21 protein-coding genes and 2 pseudogenes are annotated in these 20,248 nt (G+C 35.7%); all 23 read left to right on the top strand.

Features of this window, described 5'->3' with window-relative positions; genetic code table 11:
- Positions 1-240: 240 nt before the first annotated feature.
- The 23 genes and pseudogenes from grpE (at position 241) to recO (ending at position 20,229) form a co-directional block, all read left to right on the top strand.
- Positions 241-816: a nucleotide exchange factor GrpE gene (grpE, locus tag LC087_RS07810; protein ID WP_306020784.1), complete on the top strand. Its 576-nt coding sequence runs from the start codon at positions 241-243 to the stop codon at positions 814-816.
- Between the two features lie 29 nt (positions 817-845).
- Positions 846-2,683: pseudogene (gene dnaK / locus LC087_RS07805) on the top strand (molecular chaperone DnaK).
- 196 nt (positions 2,684-2,879) lie between these two features.
- The gene (gene dnaJ / locus LC087_RS07800; RefSeq protein WP_226539850.1) at positions 2,880-3,995 is read left to right on the top strand and encodes a molecular chaperone DnaJ; all 1,116 of its coding nucleotides are present in this window, start codon (positions 2,880-2,882) and stop codon (positions 3,993-3,995) included.
- Positions 3,996-4,016: 21 nt separating this feature from the next.
- The gene (gene prmA / locus LC087_RS07795; protein WP_226539852.1) at positions 4,017-4,952 is read left to right on the top strand and encodes a 50S ribosomal protein L11 methyltransferase; all 936 of its coding nucleotides are present in this window, start codon (positions 4,017-4,019) and stop codon (positions 4,950-4,952) included.
- A gap of 41 nt (positions 4,953-4,993) precedes the next feature.
- A complete protein-coding gene (locus tag LC087_RS07790; RefSeq protein ID WP_226539854.1) occupies positions 4,994-5,749 on the top strand; it encodes a 16S rRNA (uracil(1498)-N(3))-methyltransferase in 756 nt (251 codons plus the stop codon).
- Positions 5,750-5,754: 5 nt separating this feature from the next.
- On the top strand, positions 5,755-7,101 hold the full coding sequence (gene mtaB, locus LC087_RS07785) for a tRNA (N(6)-L-threonylcarbamoyladenosine(37)-C(2))-methylthiotransferase MtaB (RefSeq protein WP_306020550.1): 1,347 nt from the start codon (positions 5,755-5,757) through the stop codon (positions 7,099-7,101).
- A gap of 213 nt (positions 7,102-7,314) precedes the next feature.
- Entirely contained in the window at positions 7,315-7,965 is a 651-nt protein-coding gene (deoC, locus tag LC087_RS07780; protein WP_264189887.1) for a deoxyribose-phosphate aldolase, read from the top strand.
- A 211-nt stretch (positions 7,966-8,176) separates the two neighbouring features.
- Positions 8,177-8,350 carry a 30S ribosomal protein S21 gene (rpsU, locus tag LC087_RS07775; RefSeq protein WP_226539861.1) on the top strand — a complete coding sequence of 58 codons (174 nt, stop codon included), beginning with the start codon at positions 8,177-8,179 and terminating at the stop codon, positions 8,348-8,350.
- Between the two features lie 14 nt (positions 8,351-8,364).
- A complete protein-coding gene (locus tag LC087_RS07770; protein WP_226539862.1) occupies positions 8,365-8,811 on the top strand; it encodes a GatB/YqeY domain-containing protein in 447 nt (148 codons plus the stop codon).
- A gap of 506 nt (positions 8,812-9,317) precedes the next feature.
- Positions 9,318-10,649, top strand: coding sequence for an NfeD family protein (locus tag LC087_RS07765; RefSeq protein ID WP_371932662.1), 1,332 nt, complete (start codon positions 9,318-9,320; stop codon positions 10,647-10,649).
- A gap of 22 nt (positions 10,650-10,671) precedes the next feature.
- Positions 10,672-11,661 carry a flotillin-like protein FloA gene (floA, locus tag LC087_RS07760; RefSeq protein WP_226539864.1) on the top strand — a complete coding sequence of 330 codons (990 nt, stop codon included), beginning with the start codon at positions 10,672-10,674 and terminating at the stop codon, positions 11,659-11,661.
- 25 nt (positions 11,662-11,686) lie between these two features.
- Positions 11,687-12,079 (top strand): hypothetical protein, encoded by a 393-nt coding sequence (locus LC087_RS07755; RefSeq protein WP_226539865.1) that lies wholly within the window; start codon positions 11,687-11,689, stop codon positions 12,077-12,079.
- Positions 12,080-12,145: 66 nt separating this feature from the next.
- Positions 12,146-12,430 carry a sporulation protein YqfC gene (gene yqfC / locus LC087_RS07750; RefSeq protein ID WP_226539866.1) on the top strand — a complete coding sequence of 95 codons (285 nt, stop codon included), beginning with the start codon at positions 12,146-12,148 and terminating at the stop codon, positions 12,428-12,430.
- Between the two features lie 11 nt (positions 12,431-12,441).
- Positions 12,442-13,626: a sporulation protein YqfD gene (gene yqfD, locus LC087_RS07745; protein ID WP_226539867.1), complete on the top strand. Its 1,185-nt coding sequence runs from the start codon at positions 12,442-12,444 to the stop codon at positions 13,624-13,626.
- 3 nt (positions 13,627-13,629) lie between these two features.
- Entirely contained in the window at positions 13,630-14,595 is a 966-nt protein-coding gene (locus LC087_RS07740; protein WP_226539868.1) for a PhoH family protein, read from the top strand.
- A gap of 24 nt (positions 14,596-14,619) precedes the next feature.
- On the top strand, positions 14,620-15,045 hold the full coding sequence (locus LC087_RS19895) for a hypothetical protein (protein ID WP_306020545.1): 426 nt from the start codon (positions 14,620-14,622) through the stop codon (positions 15,043-15,045).
- A 61-nt stretch (positions 15,046-15,106) separates the two neighbouring features.
- Positions 15,107-16,783, top strand: a complete 1,677-nt coding sequence (locus LC087_RS07730; protein WP_306020542.1) for an HD family phosphohydrolase — start codon at positions 15,107-15,109, stop codon at positions 16,781-16,783.
- Positions 16,780-17,262: an rRNA maturation RNase YbeY gene (gene ybeY / locus LC087_RS07725; RefSeq protein ID WP_226539873.1), complete on the top strand. Its 483-nt coding sequence runs from the start codon at positions 16,780-16,782 to the stop codon at positions 17,260-17,262. The genes LC087_RS07730 and ybeY overlap by 4 nt, the downstream gene beginning before the upstream one ends.
- A complete protein-coding gene (locus LC087_RS07720) occupies positions 17,234-17,617 on the top strand; it encodes a diacylglycerol kinase family protein (RefSeq protein ID WP_226540109.1) in 384 nt (127 codons plus the stop codon). The genes ybeY and LC087_RS07720 overlap by 29 nt, the downstream gene beginning before the upstream one ends.
- A 149-nt stretch (positions 17,618-17,766) precedes the next feature.
- A pseudogene (locus LC087_RS07715) lies at positions 17,767-18,167 on the top strand (cytidine deaminase).
- Positions 18,157-19,065 carry a GTPase Era gene (gene era / locus LC087_RS07710; protein WP_226539875.1) on the top strand — a complete coding sequence of 303 codons (909 nt, stop codon included), beginning with the start codon at positions 18,157-18,159 and terminating at the stop codon, positions 19,063-19,065. The pseudogene LC087_RS07715 and the gene era overlap by 11 nt, the downstream one beginning before the upstream one ends.
- A gap of 183 nt (positions 19,066-19,248) precedes the next feature.
- The gene (locus LC087_RS07705; RefSeq protein WP_226539876.1) at positions 19,249-19,392 is read left to right on the top strand and encodes a YqzL family protein; all 144 of its coding nucleotides are present in this window, start codon (positions 19,249-19,251) and stop codon (positions 19,390-19,392) included.
- Between the two features lie 72 nt (positions 19,393-19,464).
- A complete protein-coding gene (recO, locus tag LC087_RS07700; protein WP_226539877.1) occupies positions 19,465-20,229 on the top strand; it encodes a DNA repair protein RecO in 765 nt (254 codons plus the stop codon).
- The last annotated feature ends 19 nt before the right edge of the window (positions 20,230-20,248 follow it).

Below are 20,248 nucleotides of genomic sequence, written 5' to 3'. Positions count from 1 at the left end.
AGCTTTTATTCTTATCTAGCTTCAGCACCTAGCCCGAGACGCCTCCAGGATGGAGGTGGATCTACGTTGCCACAGGACGTGGCTGTAATTAGTAGATCATCTTTTCTTTTGCTTGTCGACGATGCACACGAGGTGCTAGCATCATCGTTGCCACAGGACGTGGCTGAACTTAGATGATGTACATAAAAAGGCTTCAGCTTTTATTCTTTAAGGGAGGTGAATGATGTGGAAGAGAAAGAGATGGAAACGTTGAAAGAAGAACATTTAGAAAGTGATACATTAACTGATGAACAAAATGAGCAAGATGAGAATATTGATGATAAAGAGATTGATACTGAAGAACAAGTGACCGATTCTGATTCAATTGATGAAGAATTAGAGCTTACAAAGAAGGCTCTAACGGAAACTGAAAGTCGTTTGCTTCGTTTACAGGCCGATTTTGACAATTATCGTCGTAGAACAAGACTAGATCAAGAATCAGGTCAAAAATATCGTGCTCAAAGTTTAATTACAGATCTTTTACCAGCTCTAGATAATTTTGAACGAGCACTAAAAATAGATTCTGATGATGAACAAGTGAAAAATCTTTTGCACGGAATGGAAATGGTTTATGACCAAATCTTTAAAGCACTTGAACAAGAAGGAGTTGAGCCTATAAAATCTGTAGGTGAACCATTTGATCCTCATTTTCATCAAGCTGTAATGCAAGTTGAAGATGATGAATATGATTCTAATGTTGTAGTTGAAGAGCTTCAAAAGGGTTATAAACTTAAAGATCGTGTGGTCAGACCATCAATGGTTAAAGTAAATCAATAAAATTACATATTTTTTAGGAGGTATAGAAAATGGGAAAAATTATTGGTATTGATTTAGGAACAACGAACTCATGTGTTGCTGTTTTGGAAGGTGGAGAACCTAAAGTTATTCCAAACCCTGAAGGGAATAGAACAACACCTTCTGTCGTTGCTTTCAAAAATGGAGAAAGACAAGTTGGTGAAGTTGCTAAACGTCAAGCAATTACAAACCCAAACACCATTATTTCAATTAAACGTCATATGGGAACTGATTATAAGGTTGAAGTAGAAGGGAAAAACTATTCTCCACAAGAAATTTCTGCGAACATCTTACAACATATAAAATCTTATGCAGAAGAATATTTGGGAGAAGAAGTAACAAAAGCTGTTATTACGGTTCCAGCATACTTTAACGATGCTGAACGACAAGCAACGAAAGATGCAGGGAAAATTGCAGGACTAGAAGTAGAAAGAATAGTGAACGAGCCAACTGCCTTGCTGCAGAGACATTAGCATATGGTTTAGATAAAATGGAAGAAGATCAAACCATTCTTGTATATGATTTAGGTGGAGGTACGTTTGACGTATCGATCCTTGAACTAGGTGATGGAGTATTTGAGGTACGCTCCACAGCTGGTGATAATCGTCTTGGTGGAGATGACTTCGACCAAGTTATTATTGATTTCTTAGTTCAAGAATTTAAGAAGGAGAACGGCATTGATCTTTCTAAAGATAAAATGGCTTTGCAACGTTTAAAAGATGCTGCTGAAAAAGCGAAAAAAGATCTATCTGGCGTTTCTTCTACACAAATTTCACTACCATTTATTACAGCTGGAGATGCTGGACCTCTACATTTAGAGCAAACTTTAACAAGAGCAAAATTTGATGAATTATCTGCTCATTTAGTTGAAAAAACTATGGGTCCTGTGCGCCAAGCAATCCAAGACGCTGGTGTAAGCAATAGTGAAATTGATAAAGTAATCTTAGTAGGCGGTTCTACACGTATTCCAGCAGTTCAAGAAACAATCACGAAATTGCTTGGAAAAGAACCACATAAAGGAGTAAATCCTGATGAAGTAGTTGCTTTAGGAGCTGCTATCCAAGGTGGGGTTATTACAGGTGATGTAAAAGATGTCGTTTTACTTGATGTAACTCCATTATCATTAGGTATTGAAACAATGGGGAATGTGTTTACGAAATTGATTGAACGTAATACAACGATTCCAACAAGTAAATCCCAAGTATTCTCCACAGCTGCAGATAATCAAACAGCTGTAGATATTCATGTGCTACAAGGTGAACGTCCAATGGCGCCAGATAATAAAACATTGGGTCGATTCCAATTAACGGATATTCCACCAGCACCACGTGGAGTTCCACAAATTGAAGTCACATTTGATATTGATAAAAATGGGATTGTAAATGTTAGTGCAAAAGACTTAGGTACTGGGAAAGAACAAAATATTACAATTAAATCTTCTTCAGGGTTATCTGATGATGAAATCGAACGCATGGTTAAAGAAGCAGAAGAAAATGCAGAAGCTGATGCGAAGCGTAAAGAAGAGGTTGAGCTTCGTAATGAAGCTGATCAACTAGTCTTCCAAACAGAAAAAACCTTAAAAGATTTAGAGGGTAAAGTGGAAGAAGCAGAAGTGACAAAAGCCAATGAAGCAAAGGATGCTCTTCAAAAAGCGATTGAAAATAATGATCTTGAAGAGATTAAAGCAAAAAAAGACGCACTTCAAGAAATTGTTCAACAATTATCAATGAAGCTTTATGAAGAGGCGGCACAGCAAGCACAAGCACAACAAGGCGGAGAACAGCCAACTGATAATGATGAGAATGTTGTAGATGCTGAATATACAGAAGTAGATGAGGATAAGAAATAATAAAAGACTCTAAGCAGTTTAAAAGTCAAAGTCAGGATATGTCTTGACTTTGACTTTTTTTAAAGACTTTTTGAACACCCCCCTTGTAGAGTATATATTACCTACAAGAACATATCGTTAAATGTAGGATAAGTGTTGATTTAGAAGTCTTTTCAGTGATAGAATGAATTTTATGTGAGAAATCGGGAGTGAGTTCATGAGTAAGCGTGATTATTATGAAGTACTTGGGGTTGGTAAGGGTGCCTCTAAGGATGAGATAAAAAAAGCCTATCGTAAGCTATCAAAAAAGTACCATCCTGATATAAATAAAGAAGAAAGTGCTGCAGAAACGTTTAAAGAAGTTAAAGAAGCATACGAAGTTTTATCTGATGATCAAAAGAAAGCCCATTATGACCAATTTGGACACACTGATCCTAACGCTGGGTTTGGTGGTGGTGATTTTGGTGGCGGTTTTGGTTTTGAGGATATTTTTAGCTCTATCTTCGGTGGTGGCGGAAGAAGACGTGATCCTAATGCACCAAGACAAGGGGCTGACCTACAATATACAATGACTCTTGCATTTGAGGACGCTGTTTTTGGAAAAGAAACAACGATCGAGATTCCTCGTGAAGAAGAATGTTCAACATGTCATGGTTCTGGAGCTAAACCAGGAACGAATCCAGAAATGTGTAAGCACTGTAAAGGCTCTGGACAATTAAATATCGAGCAAAATACTCCTTTCGGTAGAATCGTTAATCGTAGGGTATGTAATTACTGTCAAGGTAAGGGGAAAATTGTCAAAGAAAAATGTACGACATGTGGTGGAAATGGTAATGTGAAAAAGCGTAAGAAGATTTCTGTTACGATTCCAGCTGGAGTAGATGATGGTCAACAATTACGTGTATCCGGTCAAGGTGAACCTGGTGTAAATGGAGGGCCGTCTGGAGACTTATATGTTGTGTTTAATGTCCGTCAGCATGAATTATTTGAACGTGATGGAGACGATATTTATTGTGAAATGCCCGTTACTTTTGCACAAGCAGCTCTAGGTGATGAAATTGAAGTCCCTACTCTTCATGGGAAGGTTAAACTAAAGGTACCAGCTGGAACACAAACAGGCACAAAGTTTCGCCTAAAAGGGAAAGGCGTTCCAAATGTAAGAGGATATGGGCAAGGAGATCAGCATGTCATTGTACGTGTTGTAACACCAACCAATTTGACAGAAAAGCAAAAAGAAATTTTAAGAGACTTTTCAAAAACGACAGGAAATCGTCCTAGTGAACATGAAGAAACGCTTTTTGAAAAAGTAAAAAAAGCCTTTAAGGGAGATTAATCATATGAAGGAGTTGGTAGAATGAAGTGGTCGGAATTTAGCATCCATACGACTCAGGAGGCAGTTGAGCCTATTTCTAATATTCTTCATGAATCAGGAGCTAGTGGAGTTGTCATTGAAGATCGTCTTGATTTATTGAAGGAAAGAGAAGATCGATATGGAGAAATCTACCAATTAAATCCTGATGATTATCCTGAAGAAGGTGTCATTATTAAAGCTTATCTTCCTGTAAACAGTTTTTTAGGAGAAACTGTAGATGAAATTAAGGAAGCAATTAATAATTTGTTGCTCTATAACATTGATTTAGGAAGAAATGATATTTCAATTAGTGAAGTTAACGAAGAAGAATGGGCAACAGCTTGGAAAAAGTATTATCATCCGGTAAAAATTTCTGAAAAGTTTACGATCGTTCCTACCTGGGAATCATATACGCCTGAAAAAAATGAACTCATCATTGAATTAGACCCAGGTATGGCTTTCGGGACCGGAACGCATCCTACAACTGTCCTATGTATTCAAGCACTCGAGAGAACGATAAAAACCGGGCATAGCGTAATTGATGTAGGGACTGGTTCAGGAGTATTAAGTATTGCAGCAGCCAAGTTAGGTGCAAAGACTATTTATGCGTTAGATCTTGACCCTGTAGCAGTGGAAAGCGCAAGATTAAATACTAAAATCAATAAAGTATCCGATCATGTAGAGGTTAAACAAAACAATTTACTAGATGAAATGAATGAACAAGCAGATGTAGTTGTTGCCAATATATTGGCTGAAGTGATTTTAAGATTTGTAACAGACGCTTATACGAATTTGAAAAAAGGTGGTACTTTTATCACATCAGGCATTATTCATAATAAGAAGGATCAAGTGAAATTAGCGCTTCAAAATGCAGGTTTTGCAATTCATGAAACTTTAGTTATGGAGGATTGGATTGCTTTCATAGCTAAAAAAGAATAGGGATGTAAAAAATAACTCCATTACTATAAGAGGGGCATGTTATGCAACGTTATTTTGTCTCAATAAAAAGAGAAGATATAGAAGATCAAGTAAAAATCACGGGAGATGATGTTCATCATATCTCCCGTGTTATGCGTATGAAGGAAAACGAACCTTTAATTATTTGTACGCTTGATGGTTATACTGCTAAAGGACTAATCCAAAAAATAACGGATGATTTTGTTATGGTTGATCGTTTATCATGGATAAAGAGTTCTTCAGAATTGCCTGTTCATGTAACAATTGCGAGTGGGATGCCTAAAGGGGATAAGCTAGAATATATCATACAAAAAGGGACAGAACTTGGAGCGAAAGAGTTTGTCCCTTTTAATGCAACTCGTTCCATTGTCAAATTAGATCAAAAGAAAATAAAAAATAAGGTTGTTAGATGGAATAAGATTGCTAAGGAAGCCGCAGAGCAATCACATCGAAGTTTAGTACCCATGGTTGAAAAACCATTAAGTTTTGAGGAGCTAATTGAAAAGGCCTCTAATTACAATTATAAGATTGTTGCTTATGAAGAAGAGTCAAAACAAGGTGAAGCAAAAAAACTTCATCAAATAATTTCAACTATAGAAAAAGACCAATCGTTGTTTGTTTTGTTTGGACCAGAAGGCGGTTTTACAGAAAAAGAACTTGAAATATTAAAGGAAAATGGGTTTATTTCTTGTAGTTTAGGACCAAGAATTTTAAGAGCGGAAACGGCTCCATTATATCTTTTATCGGCAGTATCGTATTATTTAGAATTGATGAGGTGAATTAGATGGCATCAGTAGCATTTCACACATTAGGATGTAAAGTTAATCACTATGAAACGGAAGCGATTTGGCAACTTTTTAGTAATGCTGGCTACACGCGGGAAAGTTTTGAAAAAAAAGCAGATGTTTATGTTATTAATACATGTACCGTAACGAACACTGGAGATAAAAAAAGCCGACAAGTTATTAGAAGAGCTATTCGAAACAATCCAGATGCTGTTATTTGTGTAACAGGTTGCTATGCTCAAACTTCGCCAGCTGAAGTAATGGCAATTCCAGGAGTTGATATTGTAGTAGGGACAAGTGATCGAATAAAAATGCTGGATTACATTAAACAGTATCAAAAAGAACGGGAACCAATTAATGGCGTGAATAATATTATGAAAGCACGTGTGTACGAAGAATTAGACGTTCCTAGCTTCACTGATCGAACTCGTGCATCCTTAAAAATACAAGAAGGCTGTAATAACTTCTGTACGTTCTGTATTATTCCTTGGGCTAGAGGACTTATGAGATCTAGAGAGCCACAAGAGGTTGTAGATCAAGCTCAAAAACTTGTTGATGCAGGTTATAAGGAAATTGTTTTAACTGGAATTCATACAGGTGGATATGGTGAGGATATGAAAGATTACAACTTCGCCATGCTATTGCGTGAACTTGATGAAAAAGTCATCGGATTGAAGAGAATTCGCATATCTTCAATAGAAGCTAGTCAAATAACCGATGAAGTAATAGAAGTTCTAAACCGATCCAATAAAGTTGTTAGACATTTGCATATACCTCTTCAATCAGGATCCAATTCTGTATTAAAGAGAATGAGACGAAAGTATTCAATGGAAATGTTTTCTAATAGAATTGAGAAGTTAAAGAAAGCCATGCCGGGCTTAGCAATTACTTCGGATGTCATTGTTGGTTTTCCTGGAGAAACAGAAGAGGAATTTATGGAAACCTTTAATTTTATTAAAGATCATCAGTTTTCTGAGTTGCACGTTTTCCCTTTTTCTAAACGTACAGGTACACCAGCAGCTATTATGGATGGTCAAGTAGATGAAGAAGTTAAAAATGAACGTGTTCATCGTTTAATCGCTCTCTCGGATCAACTAGCGAAGCAATATGCTTCTCAATTTGAAAATGAGGTTCTAGAAGTAATTCCTGAGGACCGATATAAAGAAGCACCTGAAAGTGGTTTATATGAAGGGTATACGGATAATTATTTAAAGGTAGTCTTTCCAGCAACTGAAGAAATGATAGGGAAACTAGTGAAAGTGAAAATTGATAAACCTGGGTATCCCTATAATGAAGGTCAATTTGTAAGAGTGCTTGAGGAAGGTCAAATTCGACTTACGTCATAAATTAAAGAAGTGTTAATCTCTTAAAGACGGAGAGGTTAACGCTTTTTTTTATGATTTTTTAGAGAATTATTAGAATTTAGACATAAAAACTCGTTTTTATTGCAAAATATTCTACATAAACCTCGTCTTTTCATCAAATTAGTGGTATAGTAAAGAGGTACGTACAACTTATTATGGAAGGAGTTTTAATAAGTGTCTAAAGAAATTGCAAACATGATAGATCATACTGCTTTAAAAGCGGATACAACAAGTGAACAAATAGAAAAACTATGTGAGGAAGCGAAACAATATAATTTTGCTTCCGTATGTGTAAACCCTACTTGGATTGAAAAAGCCTCTGGACTATTAGCTGGATCAAATGTTGACGTATGTACAGTTATCGGCTTTCCTTTAGGTTCCAATACACCAGAAGTAAAAGCATTTGAAACAAAAGATGCGATTGAAAAAGGTGCAACAGAAGTTGACATGGTTATTAATATTGCGGCATTGAAAGATAAAAATTATGATTTAGTTGAAAAAGACATTCGTTCAGTAGTAGAGGCAGCTAAAGGACAAGCGTTAACAAAAGTTATTTTTGAAACTTGCCTATTAACAAAAGATGAAATTGTAAAGGCCTGTGAGCTATCTGTCAAAGCAGGCGCGGATTATGTGAAAACTTCTACAGGATTTTCAACTGGAGGAGCTACAGTCGAAGATATTAAGTTAATGAGAGAAACAGTTGGACCAAAAATTGGTGTGAAGGCTTCAGGTGGCGTTCGTGATCGGAAAGGTGCACTTGAGATGATTGAAGCAGGTGCAACTCGCATCGGAGCAAGTTCTGGTATTGCAATTGTAAGCGGACAAACCGCTGTTTCTGATTATTAAGAACGATATTTTATACTATGTTGGTGAAGACACTTGTGCATGAGCACAAGTGTCTTTTCAAAATGCTAGTTGTGGGCCCCCGCTTTTCTAATAATCTAATCCATTTTCATACGGTATACATTGACCAAAAACAATGATTATATTATACTATTTGAGTACATGTATTTCACTTGTACTGCATCGGTTTTGTTCGGAGGAAGGGAAATTTATTATGTCTAAAACGAATGTACGTAAGAACGAATCGCTTGATGATGCTCTTCGTCGCTTTAAACGTCAAGTATCTAAAACAGGTACATTGCAAGAGGTTAGAAAACGTGAATTCTATGAAAAGCCAAGCGTTAAGCGTAAGAAGAAATCTGAAGCTGCAAGAAAGCGCAAATGGTAAAAGAGGGTGTATGAATGAGTCTTCTTGAACGTTTGAATGAAGATATGAAACAAGCTATGAAAAGTAGAGAAAAAGTTAAGCTTATTGTTATTCGTATGGTTAAGGCTTCCATTCAAAATGAAGCAATAAAACTAGGTAAAAACGAGTTAACAAATGATGAAGAGTTAACAGTTCTCTCTCGTGAATTAAAGCAACGAAAAGACTCCCTCCAAGAATTTGAAAATGCTGGCAGAGCTGACCTTGTAGAAAAAGTACAAGAAGAATTAGCTATTTTAGATCAGTATTTACCTGAGCAGTTATCTGAAGAAGAACTTTTAAAAATTATTAATGAAACTATTGCTGAACTGAAGGCCACTTCAAAAGCAGATATGGGTAAAGTAATGGCTGCTATTATGCCTAAAGTAAAAGGTAAGGCTGAAGGATCAACTGTAAATAAATTAGTTGCAAAGCAACTTTCTTAAAAGACATCGAATGAATCGATGTCTTTTTTGCAGAGTAAGAAAGTATAAAAATCTCTCCTTATTCGTATGGTGCTTTTATTTTTGTCTAGCTCCAGCGCCCAGCGACTGGAAGCGCTTTCGAAGCACACGAGGTGCTAGCATCATCGTTGCCCACAGGACGTGCGATGAACAGGAAGTTTTAGCATCAACTTTAGCCACAGGACGTGGCTGAACTAAGTTGATGATCCTTTGTGCAGATGATGTTCTATTTCTCTACGATAAGTCAACAGAGACGCCTCCGGGAGGGAGGTGGGTCTAGGTTGCCACAGGACGTGGCTGTTTTTAGTAGATCTTCTGTAATCGTCACGTAGAACAAAAGATAAAGAACATCTTTCTTTTCTCCGCGCCTTATGCTTGTCGAGGCTTTTCAAGGCGCTTGCGCTTTTCTTATGCATTTAATAATTATAGAAATTTGTCCTTATTATGATGAAACTTTTCGTTCAGACAATCGTAAGTATATAATGTAAATGGAGGGAGGTGTTTTTTTGAAAAAGACTATACATACATTACTACTTGGAGTCCTATTTCTTTTTCTCGGCTTTGTTAGTTTGGCAAATGCAAATCAACCTACAGTATATGTCATACCTGTAGAAAAAACGGTCGAAAGAGGCTTAGCTGCTTTTATTGAACGATCGGTGACAGAGGCTGAAGAAGCAAACAGTGATTTAATAATATTTGAAATTAATACACCTGGTGGAGCAGTTGATGGCGCATTAGAAATTGCCAAAACAATTAATGAGTCTAGTGTTGAAACAGTTGCCTTTATCAATAATCAAGCAGGTTCTGCAGGAGCGTTCATTGCGTTAAACGCTAATGAGATTTATATGGTACCCAATGCAAAAATGGGAGCAGCAGCGGTCATTGATCAAGAGGGAAACGCTGCAGATAAAAAGACGGTTTCCTATTGGAATGCAAGTATGAGAGAAGCCGCTGAACTAAATAATAGAGACCCAATTTATGCGGAAGCTATGGCTGATCCAGAGATTGATCTACCAGAATATAAGGCTAAAGAAGGTAAAATCCTTACCTTAACAGCCAGTGAAGCAGAAGAGGTTGGCTATACAGAAGGGATTGTTGATGATATTGATCAACTATTAGTGGAAAAAGGCCTTGAAGGAGCTAACATCGTAGATGCCGAAGTAAGTGTAGCGGAGAAGATTGCTCGCTTTTTAACTCATCCTATCGTTGTTCCTATTTTAATATCGATTGGAAGCTTAGGCTTAATTGTTGAACTTTATTCTCCGGGTTTTGGGGTTCCAGGATTTATGGGATTAGGCTCTTTGTTACTATTCTTTTATGGAAGCAGTGTTGCTGGATTAGCTGGACAAGGGGCAATCCTATTGTTTATAGCTGGGATCATTTTAGTTATTAGTGAGTTTTTTGTCCCTGGTGGAATTTTAGGAACGATTGGATTAGGATCTATTATTATTAGTCTCTTTTTAGCATCAGGGAACATAAAGCTGATGGCACTTTCCATAATTATTGCTCTAATCGTCTCTGTTGTTGGAATATATATCTTGACAAAGGTGATGGGGAAAAGGATGAATTTTTTCAAAAAAATTATACTGAATGATTCGACTAATACTGAAAGGGGGTATATTTCTAACAAGAATAGGTTGGAGTTAATTGGAAAGGAAGGAATATCAATGACTTCACTTCGCCCCTCAGGAACGGCGATTATTGATGAGGAGAGATTGGATGTCGTTACTGAAGGATCGTATATAGATCGTGATAAGTCTATTCGAGTAGTGAAAGTAGAAGGTTCACGTATTGTGGTTAGAGAAATAACAGAAAAATAAGATGAAATAGGAGGAGTATATAATGGACTCACAAACATTAATTTTGTTAGCGATTGTAGCGTTAGCCCTAATTGTTTTAGCAGTATTTTTTACCTTTGTGCCAATCATGCTTTGGATATCAGCACTTGCTTCTGGAGTGAAAGTAAGTATTTTCACCCTAATTGGGATGCGCTTGCGTCGGGTTATCCCAAGTCGTGTCATTAACCCCTTAATAAAGTCTGTGAAAGCTGGTTTAGATTTAAATACAAACCAACTGGAGAGTCACTATTTAGCAGGAGGTAATGTGGATCGAGTTGTTAATGCTTTAATTGCTGCTCACAGAGCAAATATAGAATTAAGTTTTGAAAGATGTGCAGCGATTGATTTAGCGGGTAGAGATGTATTAGAAGCGGTTCAGATGAGTGTAAACCCTAAAGTAATTGAAACCCCTTTCATTGCGGGTGTTGCTATGGATGGGATTGAAGTGAAAGCAAAGGCGCGAATTACGGTTCGAGCAAATATCGATCGCTTAGTCGGTGGTGCTGGAGAAGATACGGTTATCGCTCGTGTAGGTGAAGGGATTGTTAGTACAATTGGTTCTTCGAAAGATCATAAAAAAGTACTGGAGAACCCAGACTTGATTTCACAAACGGTATTAGGGAAAGGGTTAGATTCAGGTACTGCTTTTGAAATTTTATCCATTGATATTGCTGATATTGATATCGGTAAAAACATTGGTGCTGTTCTACAAACGGATCAAGCAGAAGCAGATAAAAATATTGCCCAAGCAAAAGCAGAAGAACGTCGTGCGATGGCAGTGGCACTTGAACAAGAGATGCGTGCACGAGTGGAAGAAATGCGTGCGAAAGTAGTTGAAGCCGAAGCTGAAGTACCTTTAGCTATGTCTGAAGCTCTTAAAAAAGGCAATATTGGCGTAATGGATTACATGAATTATCAAAATATATCTGCAGATACAAAAATGCGTGATTCAATTGGTGAGCTTCCGAAAGACTCAAATGAGGAAGAAGAATAAATGATCCTTAAAGGAGGTGGCTAACGTGAATTTTCTCGATTTAATATTTGATAATATGGGGCTCCTCATTGTGATATTAGCCGCTGTTATTCCGATGATCTTTGGACGAAAGGAAGAGGATAAAAAAACAAACAAAGAGTCTACTACTGTTAGCCGCCCTACTTATCGTGAAAGACTAGAGGAAATAAAAACGAAAGTAGAATCATCAGTAGAACCTGTAAAACAAAATGAAATAGAGCAAGAAAGAATAATAAAGAGTCAAACCAGTGGTAATGAGAATAAGGTAGAACTTCCAACTGAATCAAAAAGGAAAAAAAGAAAAAATAAAGTTGAATTATCAAATGTAAGACAAGGGATTATTTGGAATGAAATTTTAAATAAACCTAGAGCGAATAGGCCACACCAATACCGAAAATAGAATAAAAAATGTGTTAGAACTTCCTGAATTCTCATACATATGAGATGAGAGGGGGGTTCTTTTTTTATGTCAAATAATTGGCGGAAAAAATTATCATCATTTTTAACAAATTCATTAGAACTACCTTCGGATGTCATGATGAATATGCCAAGAATTACATTGGTTGGTCAATTACATATATATATTGAGAACCATAAAGGACTGTTAACATTTTCTGATAAAGAATTGAGATTGATGTTGTACCAAGGACAACTGCAAATTTTAGGGGAAGGCTTTGTTATTAAAACAATTTTGTCAGATGAAATATTATTGCAAGGGACGATTGAAAAAGTGATTTTTTTAGATGAATAGGAGTGAAGTTCATGAAAAATCGTTGGATTTACTTTTTTTTAGGTGTTGTATCCGTTCATGTAAAAGGACAAGGAATTGAGCTTTTTTTAAATCGATGCGCCCGTAATGGCATTTTGTTATGGAACGTAAAGAAATCAGAAAGTCATACAAGTTTTTTAATTCGACTAAAAGATGTACATGCCTTGCGAAGAGTAGTAAGGGAAAGTGAATGCAAGTGCTTTTTTCAAAGAGGGAGAGGTCTGCCTTTCTTAATTAAAAGAACGATGAGAAATGGTGGATTTTTGCTTGGTTTTATTTTTTTTATCGGGGTTATCTTTATGTTATCAAATATGCTTTGGAACGTCTCTATTGAGGGAGCTGATCCAAAAACGGAGCATAATATAAAAAAACAGCTCGATGAGTTAGGAATAAAACAAGGAAGGTTTCTTTTTTCTTTGCCCAGTGAAGAACAAATACAAGATCATATAATTGATCATGTAGAAGGGTTAACGTGGATAGGGGTTGAACTCGTGGGAACATCCTATCATTTAAACGTCGTTGATCAGGAGAAGCCCGAAGTAAAAGATATAGATGGTCCTCGCCATATTGTTGCTAAAAAAGACGCAGTTATATCTAAAATGTTTGTTGAAAAAGGAAAGCCAGTAGTAGAAGTCAATCAGTATGTAAAAAAAGGTGAAACATTAGTATCAGGATTATATGGTGAAGATGATAAGAAATCGATAGTGTCTGCAAAAGCAGAAATATTGGGAGAAACTATTTATCAAACTTCAATCGAAACTCCGCTCGAATCAACTTTTCAATCTTATACGGGTGAAAATATGAATGAATATTCTGTTTCTTTCGGTTCGTTAAAGGTTCCTGTATGGGGTATTAGTGATAACGATTTTAAAAGATATACAGAAGAAAGTACCGATCATCAAATTAAATTTTTCAGATGGGAGTTGCCTGTTGTTATTGAAAGAAAGACGATTAGAGAGTCTGAAACATTAAAGAGAATCTATAGTGAGGATGAAGCTATTGAAGCGGCTGAGAAATTGGGAAGAGAATATATACTAAGTGAGATTGACAAGGATGCGTCGATAAAAGAAGAAAAAGTTTTGCATGAAGAGATAAGCAATGGTAAAGTGAAATTGACAATCCTATACAATGTTATAGAGGATATTGTCGATACTATACCAATTAATCAGGGAGAATAGAGAATGACAGAAGGTTTAGTAACTATTGAAGAACAAATACAGAATTCAGAAGAAGCTCTCAAGCTATTTGGAAATCATGATGCAAATTTAAAATTAATTGAAAAAGAACTAAACGTCTCAATTGTTACTAGAGGTGAATCAATTGGAGTTATTGGTGAGTCAAATAAAGTAACATTGGTTAATAGTCTTTTGAAGCATCTTTTAGCCTTAATAAGAAGAGGGGTTAATATATCTAATCAAGATGTAATATATGCGATAAGAATTTTAAATGAAGGGAAAATAGAGCAGATAGTTGATTTATTGGATGAAGAAATTACTAAAGATGTAAAAGGAAAACCGATAGTAGTCAAAACTTTAGGACAGAGACATTACATCTCAGCCCTAACTCGGTATGATCTTACTTTTGCGATTGGTCCAGCCGGGACAGGAAAGACCTTCTTAGCAGTAGTAATGGCTGTAAAAGCATTAAAAAATGGTGATGTAAAAAAGATTATCTTAACTAGGCCTGCTGTTGAAGCTGGTGAGAATTTGGGCTTCTTGCCTGGCGATTTAAAGGATAAAGTCGATCCATATCTTCAACCGCTATATGATTCACTTTATAATGTTTTAGGAACAGACCATACTTTACGATTGATTGAGAGAGGAATAATAGAAATAGCACCATTGGCTTATATGCGTGGAAGAACGCTAGATGATGCATTTGTTATTCTAGACGAAGCTCAAAATACAACCACGGCACAGATGAAAATGTTCTTAACAAGGCTAGGTTTTGGTTCGAAAATGGTGGTCACAGGTGATATTTCTCAAGTTGATCTTCCTAAGAAGATAGACTCAGGATTACAGGTTGCCAAGAAATTGTTCCAACCGATTGATGACATTGCCGTAATTGAGTTGCAACAAGGAGATGTTGTTCGCCATCCTTTAGTAGGAAAAATAATAGAAGCTTATAACACCTTGGATGAAGTCTAATTTATAAGAAAGTGAGGTGTTTTTGTGCAGAAAAAGTCAAAGCGAAAAGAAAAGAGTAAGTTTCAATTCCGTTCTATTAAGAATGCTCAATTCTTTCATTTGTTCTATTATTTTTTGATAGCCTTAGTCTTTTTCTTAGTGCTTTTTCCTAGTGTCCAACCAGAGACATTAAATATTGAAAAATACAGTGTTTCAAATCAAACTATATATGCCCCTTCAACAAAGATAGATGAAGTGGCTACGAATAAGAAAAAAAGTGAAGCAGAAGATAATGTTGAGACTCAATATACTTTTGAAAAGGAGGACCAGCAACAACGAACGGATTATGTAGACTCTATTTTCAATACAATTATAGAGGTTAATAAATCTACAACAAAAGAGAGCAATCAAGAAGATAAACAAATAAATGAAAAGCTTGAAAAATTAAAAAAAAGAACAAATACCGGATGAATTTCTTACTGAACAATCACTAGAAGATTTAAAACCTCTTCTTTCTGCTGAAGAATCTGAGTTGAAAAACATTCAAAAAATCATTCGGGAGTTAGTTTATAAAGAAATGGGTGAACAAATATCATCTGACAAACTCCCTGAAGTAAAAGAAAGCATAGAAGAACAAATAGAGGATGCTCCTATTTCAAACATTTTTGAACCTGCTGCCGTTTTAATTGGACAAAATGCCATCATTACAAACTATTTTGTAAGTCCAGAACTTACCTCACAAAAGAAAGAGGAAGCGAGAGAAAATGTTCAAGATGTGCAAATCAAACAGGGGCAAATCATAGTAGAAGAAAACCAGTTGGTGGACTCAGAGGTCTATAGAAAGCTGAACTTATTTGGTTTGCTAGAGGATAAAACTTCTTTCCAGCCTTTCATAGGATTAGGGATATTATGTATATTATTCACATTTACTATAGGTTTTTATTTTGAAACATCTTCCATTAAACAGGCGGATAAAAATAATCGCTTATTACTCTATTTGATCGTTTTAACTATAACATTAGGAATCATGAAGGCAACAAGCTTGTTTCAAAAGCTTGATTTTACAGACGTAGGGTTAGTTGTCCCAGTAGCTACTGGTGCTTTATTAATTAAGTTATTAATTGATGAGCGGCTTGCACTCATAACCGCCTTTATGCTATCTATATGCGGTAGTTTAATATTTAATGAGGGGATAACAGGGAGTTTTAATTATACCATTGGTATTTACTACTTTTTTAATTGTTTAGCTGGGATCATTTTTCTAAGCTCCCATAAAGTCCGAACGAAAATATTGCAAGCCGGTCTATTTATTTCTTTCGTCAACATTATTATTTTAACTTCCATTTTATTGATTCAAAATGGAAGTTATACAAATATTGAATTTGGATCGTATTTCATAATGACGGTTATTTCTGGTATTATGTCGTCAGTTCTGACTATAGGGTTATTACCATTCTTTGAATCAGGTTTTAGTATATTATCAACGATGAAATTAATTGAACTTTCTAACCCAAATCATCCCCTTCTTAGGAAAATATTGACTGATACTCCCGGGACATATCATCACAGTGTTATGGTGGCTAACTTATCTGAAGCATCATGTGAGGCAATTGGAGCAAATGGATTATTGGCTAGAGTAGGAGCGTACTATCATGATATTGGTAAAACTAGGCGTCCACAATATTTTATAGAAAATCAAATAAATATTAGCAATCCTCATGATGAAATTTCACCTGAAATGAGCAAAAATATTATTATTGCTCATGCTATAGAAGGAGCAGAAATGTTGAGAAAACATAAAATGCCTAAAGAAATTGTGGATATTGCTGAACAACATCACGGAACAACGTTACTTAAGTTTTTTTATCATAAAGCTCAAGAATTGAGTAAGCAAGATATTGATGAGGAGGAATTTCGCTATCCGGGTCCTAAGCCCCAAACAAAAGAAATCGCAATCATATCAATTGCCGACAGTGTAGAAGCAACGGTGCGCTCATTGAAGAATCCAACATCTGAGAAGATTGAAGAGGTAATTAAATACAACATTTCGGAAAGACTTCAAGATGGACAGTTTGATGAATGTGATATTACTTTAAAAGAGTTGAACATTGTTGCTAAAACAATGTTTGAAACACTGAAAGGGATCTTTCATTCAAGGATCGAATACCCGAAAGAAGATTTCGTAAAAAAGCAGGTGAAACGAGCATGAACTTACAAGTAGATTTGAATGATGAATTAAATGTACTGACTGAAATTCAAAAGGAAAAGATCGAAAAGCTTCTTCAAAATACGGCTGAAATAGAAGAAATTGAAAAAGGAGCAGAGGTATCGGTCACCTTTGTAAATAATGAATCGATTAGACAAATAAATCGTGAATATCGAGATAAAGATCAAGAGACAGATGTCATATCTTTTGCATTGGAAGAGCATGCTGAGGATGAAATCAACATTAAAGGAGAGCACCTACCTCGAGTTTTAGGTGATATTATTGTATCCTATCCAAAGGCAGTTGAGCAGGCTGAACAGTATGGGCATAGTTTGATGAGAGAAATCTTATTTTTAACCGTTCATGGTTTCCTACATCTCTTAGGATACGACCATATGACTGAAGAGGACGAAAAAGAAATGTTTAATAAACAGAAGGAAATACTTGATCGTTATGGGTATAAACGAGAAGGAGAAATTTAGTTGGAAACGGCGTGCATATAGTTTTTATTATGCTTTTACAGGGATTAAAGCTACTTTTTTAAAAGAATGGAATTTTCAATTTCATTCTTTATCTTCTGTCATTGTTTTTGGTCTAGGCTGGATGTTAGGTGTCAGTTATGTTGAATGGTTAATACTTTTCCTCTTAATGGGAGGGATGTTGGCTTTAGAGCTAATTAACTCAGCAATTGAAAGAATAGTTGATCTAGTTACGGAGGAGTTTCATCCATTAGCGAAACAAGCGAAAGACGCTGCTGCAGGTGCGGTGCTCGTTTATGCCATTATTTCTTTCATTATAGGCGTGATCATCTTCATGCCAAAGATTTTTATATTGTAATGGACATAGAGAAATAGTATCCATTTGATTATTTTTAGAAAATTCTAATAAATTATGAAGAAATTCTTTAAAAAGCATGAAAAGTGTTTCGAATTAGAGTAAAATAGAAGTGTGGTTCATAATTTTGTGGATTGAAAGGAAGAACAACATTGAATAAACAACAATTAATCCAAGAAGCAAAAGTAGCACGTGAGTCAGCATACGCTCCTTATTCAAAATTTAAAGTAGGTGCAGCTCTTTTAACGAAAGATGGGACAGTTTATCGAGGCTGCAATGTTGAGAATGCGTCTTATGGACTATGTAATTGTGCAGAACGTACGGCCCTCTTTAAAGCGGTTTCAGAAAATAAAAGAGATTATCAAGCTTTGGCTATTGTTGCAGATACAGAATCAGCTGTGCCTCCTTGTGGAGTTGTAGGCAAGTTATTTCTGAATTATGTGAACAAGATATGAAAGTGTATTTGTCTAATTTACATGGAAATGTTGAGGAATGGACAGTTGGACAATTGTTACCAGGGGCGTTTTCTGCAGAGGATCTAAATGACAAATAGTCAATTTCGCTCTGGTTTTGTATCTATTGTTGGAAGACCGAATGTTGGAAAGTCGACGTTCTTAAATCATGTCATTGGCCAGAAGATAGCGATCATGAGTGATAAGCCACAAACAACACGAAATACAATTCAAGGTGTTTATACAACCTCCGATTCGCAAATTGTTTTTATTGATACACCTGGAATTCATAAGCCTAAGCATAAACTAGGCGATTTTATGATAAAGGTAGCTCAAAATACATTTAAAGAAGTGGACTTAATCTTATTCATGGTCAATGGTCAAGAGGGACTAGGTAGAGGAGATCAATTTATAATTGAAAGTTTAAAAAACGTGAAAACGCCTGTTTTTTTAGTCATTAATAAAATTGATCGAATTCATCCTGAGGAAATTCTTTCTATCATTGATCAGTATAATAAACTTTTTCCATTTAAAGAGATTATTCCGATATCTGCGTTGCAAGGTAATAATGTTGAAACTTTGCTTAGTCAAATAGAGGGTTATATGCCGGAAGGACCTCAATACTATCCTGAAGATCAAGTGACAGATCATCCAGAAAGGTTTATTATTTCTGAACTGATTCGAGAAAAAGTTCTTCAGTTAACCCGAGAAGAAGTCCCTCATTCTATTGCTGTAATGATTGATTCTATTGAGAAAAGAAATGAGAACAAAGCAGTTTACGTTCAAGCTACTATTGTTGTCGAAAGGGAATCACAGAAAGGAATTGTTATTGGGAAACAAGGAAAATTGTTAAAATCTATTGGTCAAAAATCTCGTTTAGATATAGAAAATTTATTAGGTTCAAAAGTGTTTTTGGAGCTGTGGGTGAAGGTGCAGAAAGATTGGCGTAATAAAGCTAAACAGTTAAGGGAATTTGGTTTTCGTGAAGATGAATATTAAGGTTGTTTTTTAGCAGATATTGTTTCACATGCTCAAGTTCATTTAGGCTCACTCTAACGAATGTAAGGTTTCTATACTAAATAGAGGAAACCGTTGTATATGTTCTTTGAATTCCTAGTCATCTTGCTTTATATAATTGGATGGGGGTAAACTTGTTTTAACGACAGAAAGGTGGGGTTAACAATGTTAAGCTTTACCTGGAAAGTGTTCACAGAAACTGGTAATATTGATATGTATCTCTTATTCAAAGAGCTTGAAAAGGAAAAATACAATAAGTATAAAAATAAACTGGATGAAAATCAAAAATTAGCCAAAGTAGATTTTTAAATGGAATAACAATAGGGGTAAATAGTAGTAGTATTTAAAAGAGCTTTTTTCTATCAAGAAGGTGAGGTTCCCTTGATTCATAAATGTGAAGGATATGTCGTTCGATCGATAAAATATGGAGAAACAAATAAAATTATAACGATTTACTCGGAACAAATAGGTAAAGTAGGGTTGATGGCAAGGGGGGCTAATAAACCAATTAGCCGCCTCTCATCTCTTACTCAGCTCTTTACCTATGGTTCTTTTTTATTTCACCGTTCTTCAAAAGGATTGGGAACGTTAGAACAAGGTGAGATCGTCCATTCGATGAGAGATATTCGTGAGGATCTCTTTTTAACTGCTTATGCTTCTTTCTTTGCAGAACTTCTAGATAAAGCAACAGAATCCAATGAAGTCAATAGACATTTGTTTCATTTGTTTCATTCAGTGCTTACATATTTAAATGAAGGAATTGATGAAGAAGTTTTAATGTTTATTTATGAAATGAAGATGTTATATTTTTTAGGTCAAGCACCACAACTGTCTTGTTGTGCGAATTGTGGAGAAAAAGAAGGGGACTACCATTTTTCCATAAGAGAAGGCGGACTCATTTGTCATCGTTGTTATGATATTGATCCATATCGTTTTAAAATTTCACAAAAAACAGTGCAACTTCTTAGATTGTTCTTCTTCATGGATTTAGCAAGGTTAGGTAAAGTATCGTTGAAAGTAGAAACAAAAAAGGAGCTTAACAATGTAATCGATGAGTACTATAATGAGTACACAGGGATATATTTGAAGTCAAAGCAGTTTATAAAACAGATGGAGAAAATGCAAGGATATATGAAAGAAGATTGACAAAAAGGAATCGATACTA

It is taken from the genome of Bacillus carboniphilus (assembly GCF_020524035.2).
Lineage (GTDB): Bacteria > Bacillota > Bacilli > Bacillales > JAIVKR01 > Bacillus_CC.
The sequence above is the reverse complement of the archived record's forward strand: the minus strand, read 5'-3'. Positions and strand labels throughout refer to the sequence as shown.

Coding starts and splice junctions, on each gene's coding strand:
- grpE (WP_306020784.1), top strand. CDS start 241: ATGGAAACGTTGAAAGAAGAACATTTAGAAAGTGATACATTAACTGAT.
- dnaJ (WP_226539850.1), top strand. CDS start 2,880: ATGAGTAAGCGTGATTATTATGAAGTACTTGGGGTTGGTAAGGGTGCC.
- prmA (WP_226539852.1), top strand. CDS start 4,017: ATGAAGTGGTCGGAATTTAGCATCCATACGACTCAGGAGGCAGTTGAG.
- LC087_RS07790 (WP_226539854.1), top strand. CDS start 4,994: ATGCAACGTTATTTTGTCTCAATAAAAAGAGAAGATATAGAAGATCAA.
- mtaB (WP_306020550.1), top strand. CDS start 5,755: ATGGCATCAGTAGCATTTCACACATTAGGATGTAAAGTTAATCACTAT.
- deoC (WP_264189887.1), top strand. CDS start 7,315: ATGATAGATCATACTGCTTTAAAAGCGGATACAACAAGTGAACAAATA.
- rpsU (WP_226539861.1), top strand. CDS start 8,177: ATGTCTAAAACGAATGTACGTAAGAACGAATCGCTTGATGATGCTCTT.
- LC087_RS07770 (WP_226539862.1), top strand. CDS start 8,365: ATGAGTCTTCTTGAACGTTTGAATGAAGATATGAAACAAGCTATGAAA.
- LC087_RS07765 (WP_371932662.1), top strand. CDS start 9,318: ATGGAGGGAGGTGTTTTTTTGAAAAAGACTATACATACATTACTACTT.
- floA (WP_226539864.1), top strand. CDS start 10,672: ATGGACTCACAAACATTAATTTTGTTAGCGATTGTAGCGTTAGCCCTA.
- yqfC (WP_226539866.1), top strand. CDS start 12,146: ATGTCAAATAATTGGCGGAAAAAATTATCATCATTTTTAACAAATTCA.
- yqfD (WP_226539867.1), top strand. CDS start 12,442: ATGAAAAATCGTTGGATTTACTTTTTTTTAGGTGTTGTATCCGTTCAT.
- LC087_RS07740 (WP_226539868.1), top strand. CDS start 13,630: ATGACAGAAGGTTTAGTAACTATTGAAGAACAAATACAGAATTCAGAA.
- ybeY (WP_226539873.1), top strand. CDS start 16,780: ATGAACTTACAAGTAGATTTGAATGATGAATTAAATGTACTGACTGAA.
- LC087_RS07720 (WP_226540109.1), top strand. CDS start 17,234: ATGGGTATAAACGAGAAGGAGAAATTTAGTTGGAAACGGCGTGCATAT.
- era (WP_226539875.1), top strand. CDS start 18,157: ATGACAAATAGTCAATTTCGCTCTGGTTTTGTATCTATTGTTGGAAGA.
- LC087_RS07705 (WP_226539876.1), top strand. CDS start 19,249: ATGTTAAGCTTTACCTGGAAAGTGTTCACAGAAACTGGTAATATTGAT.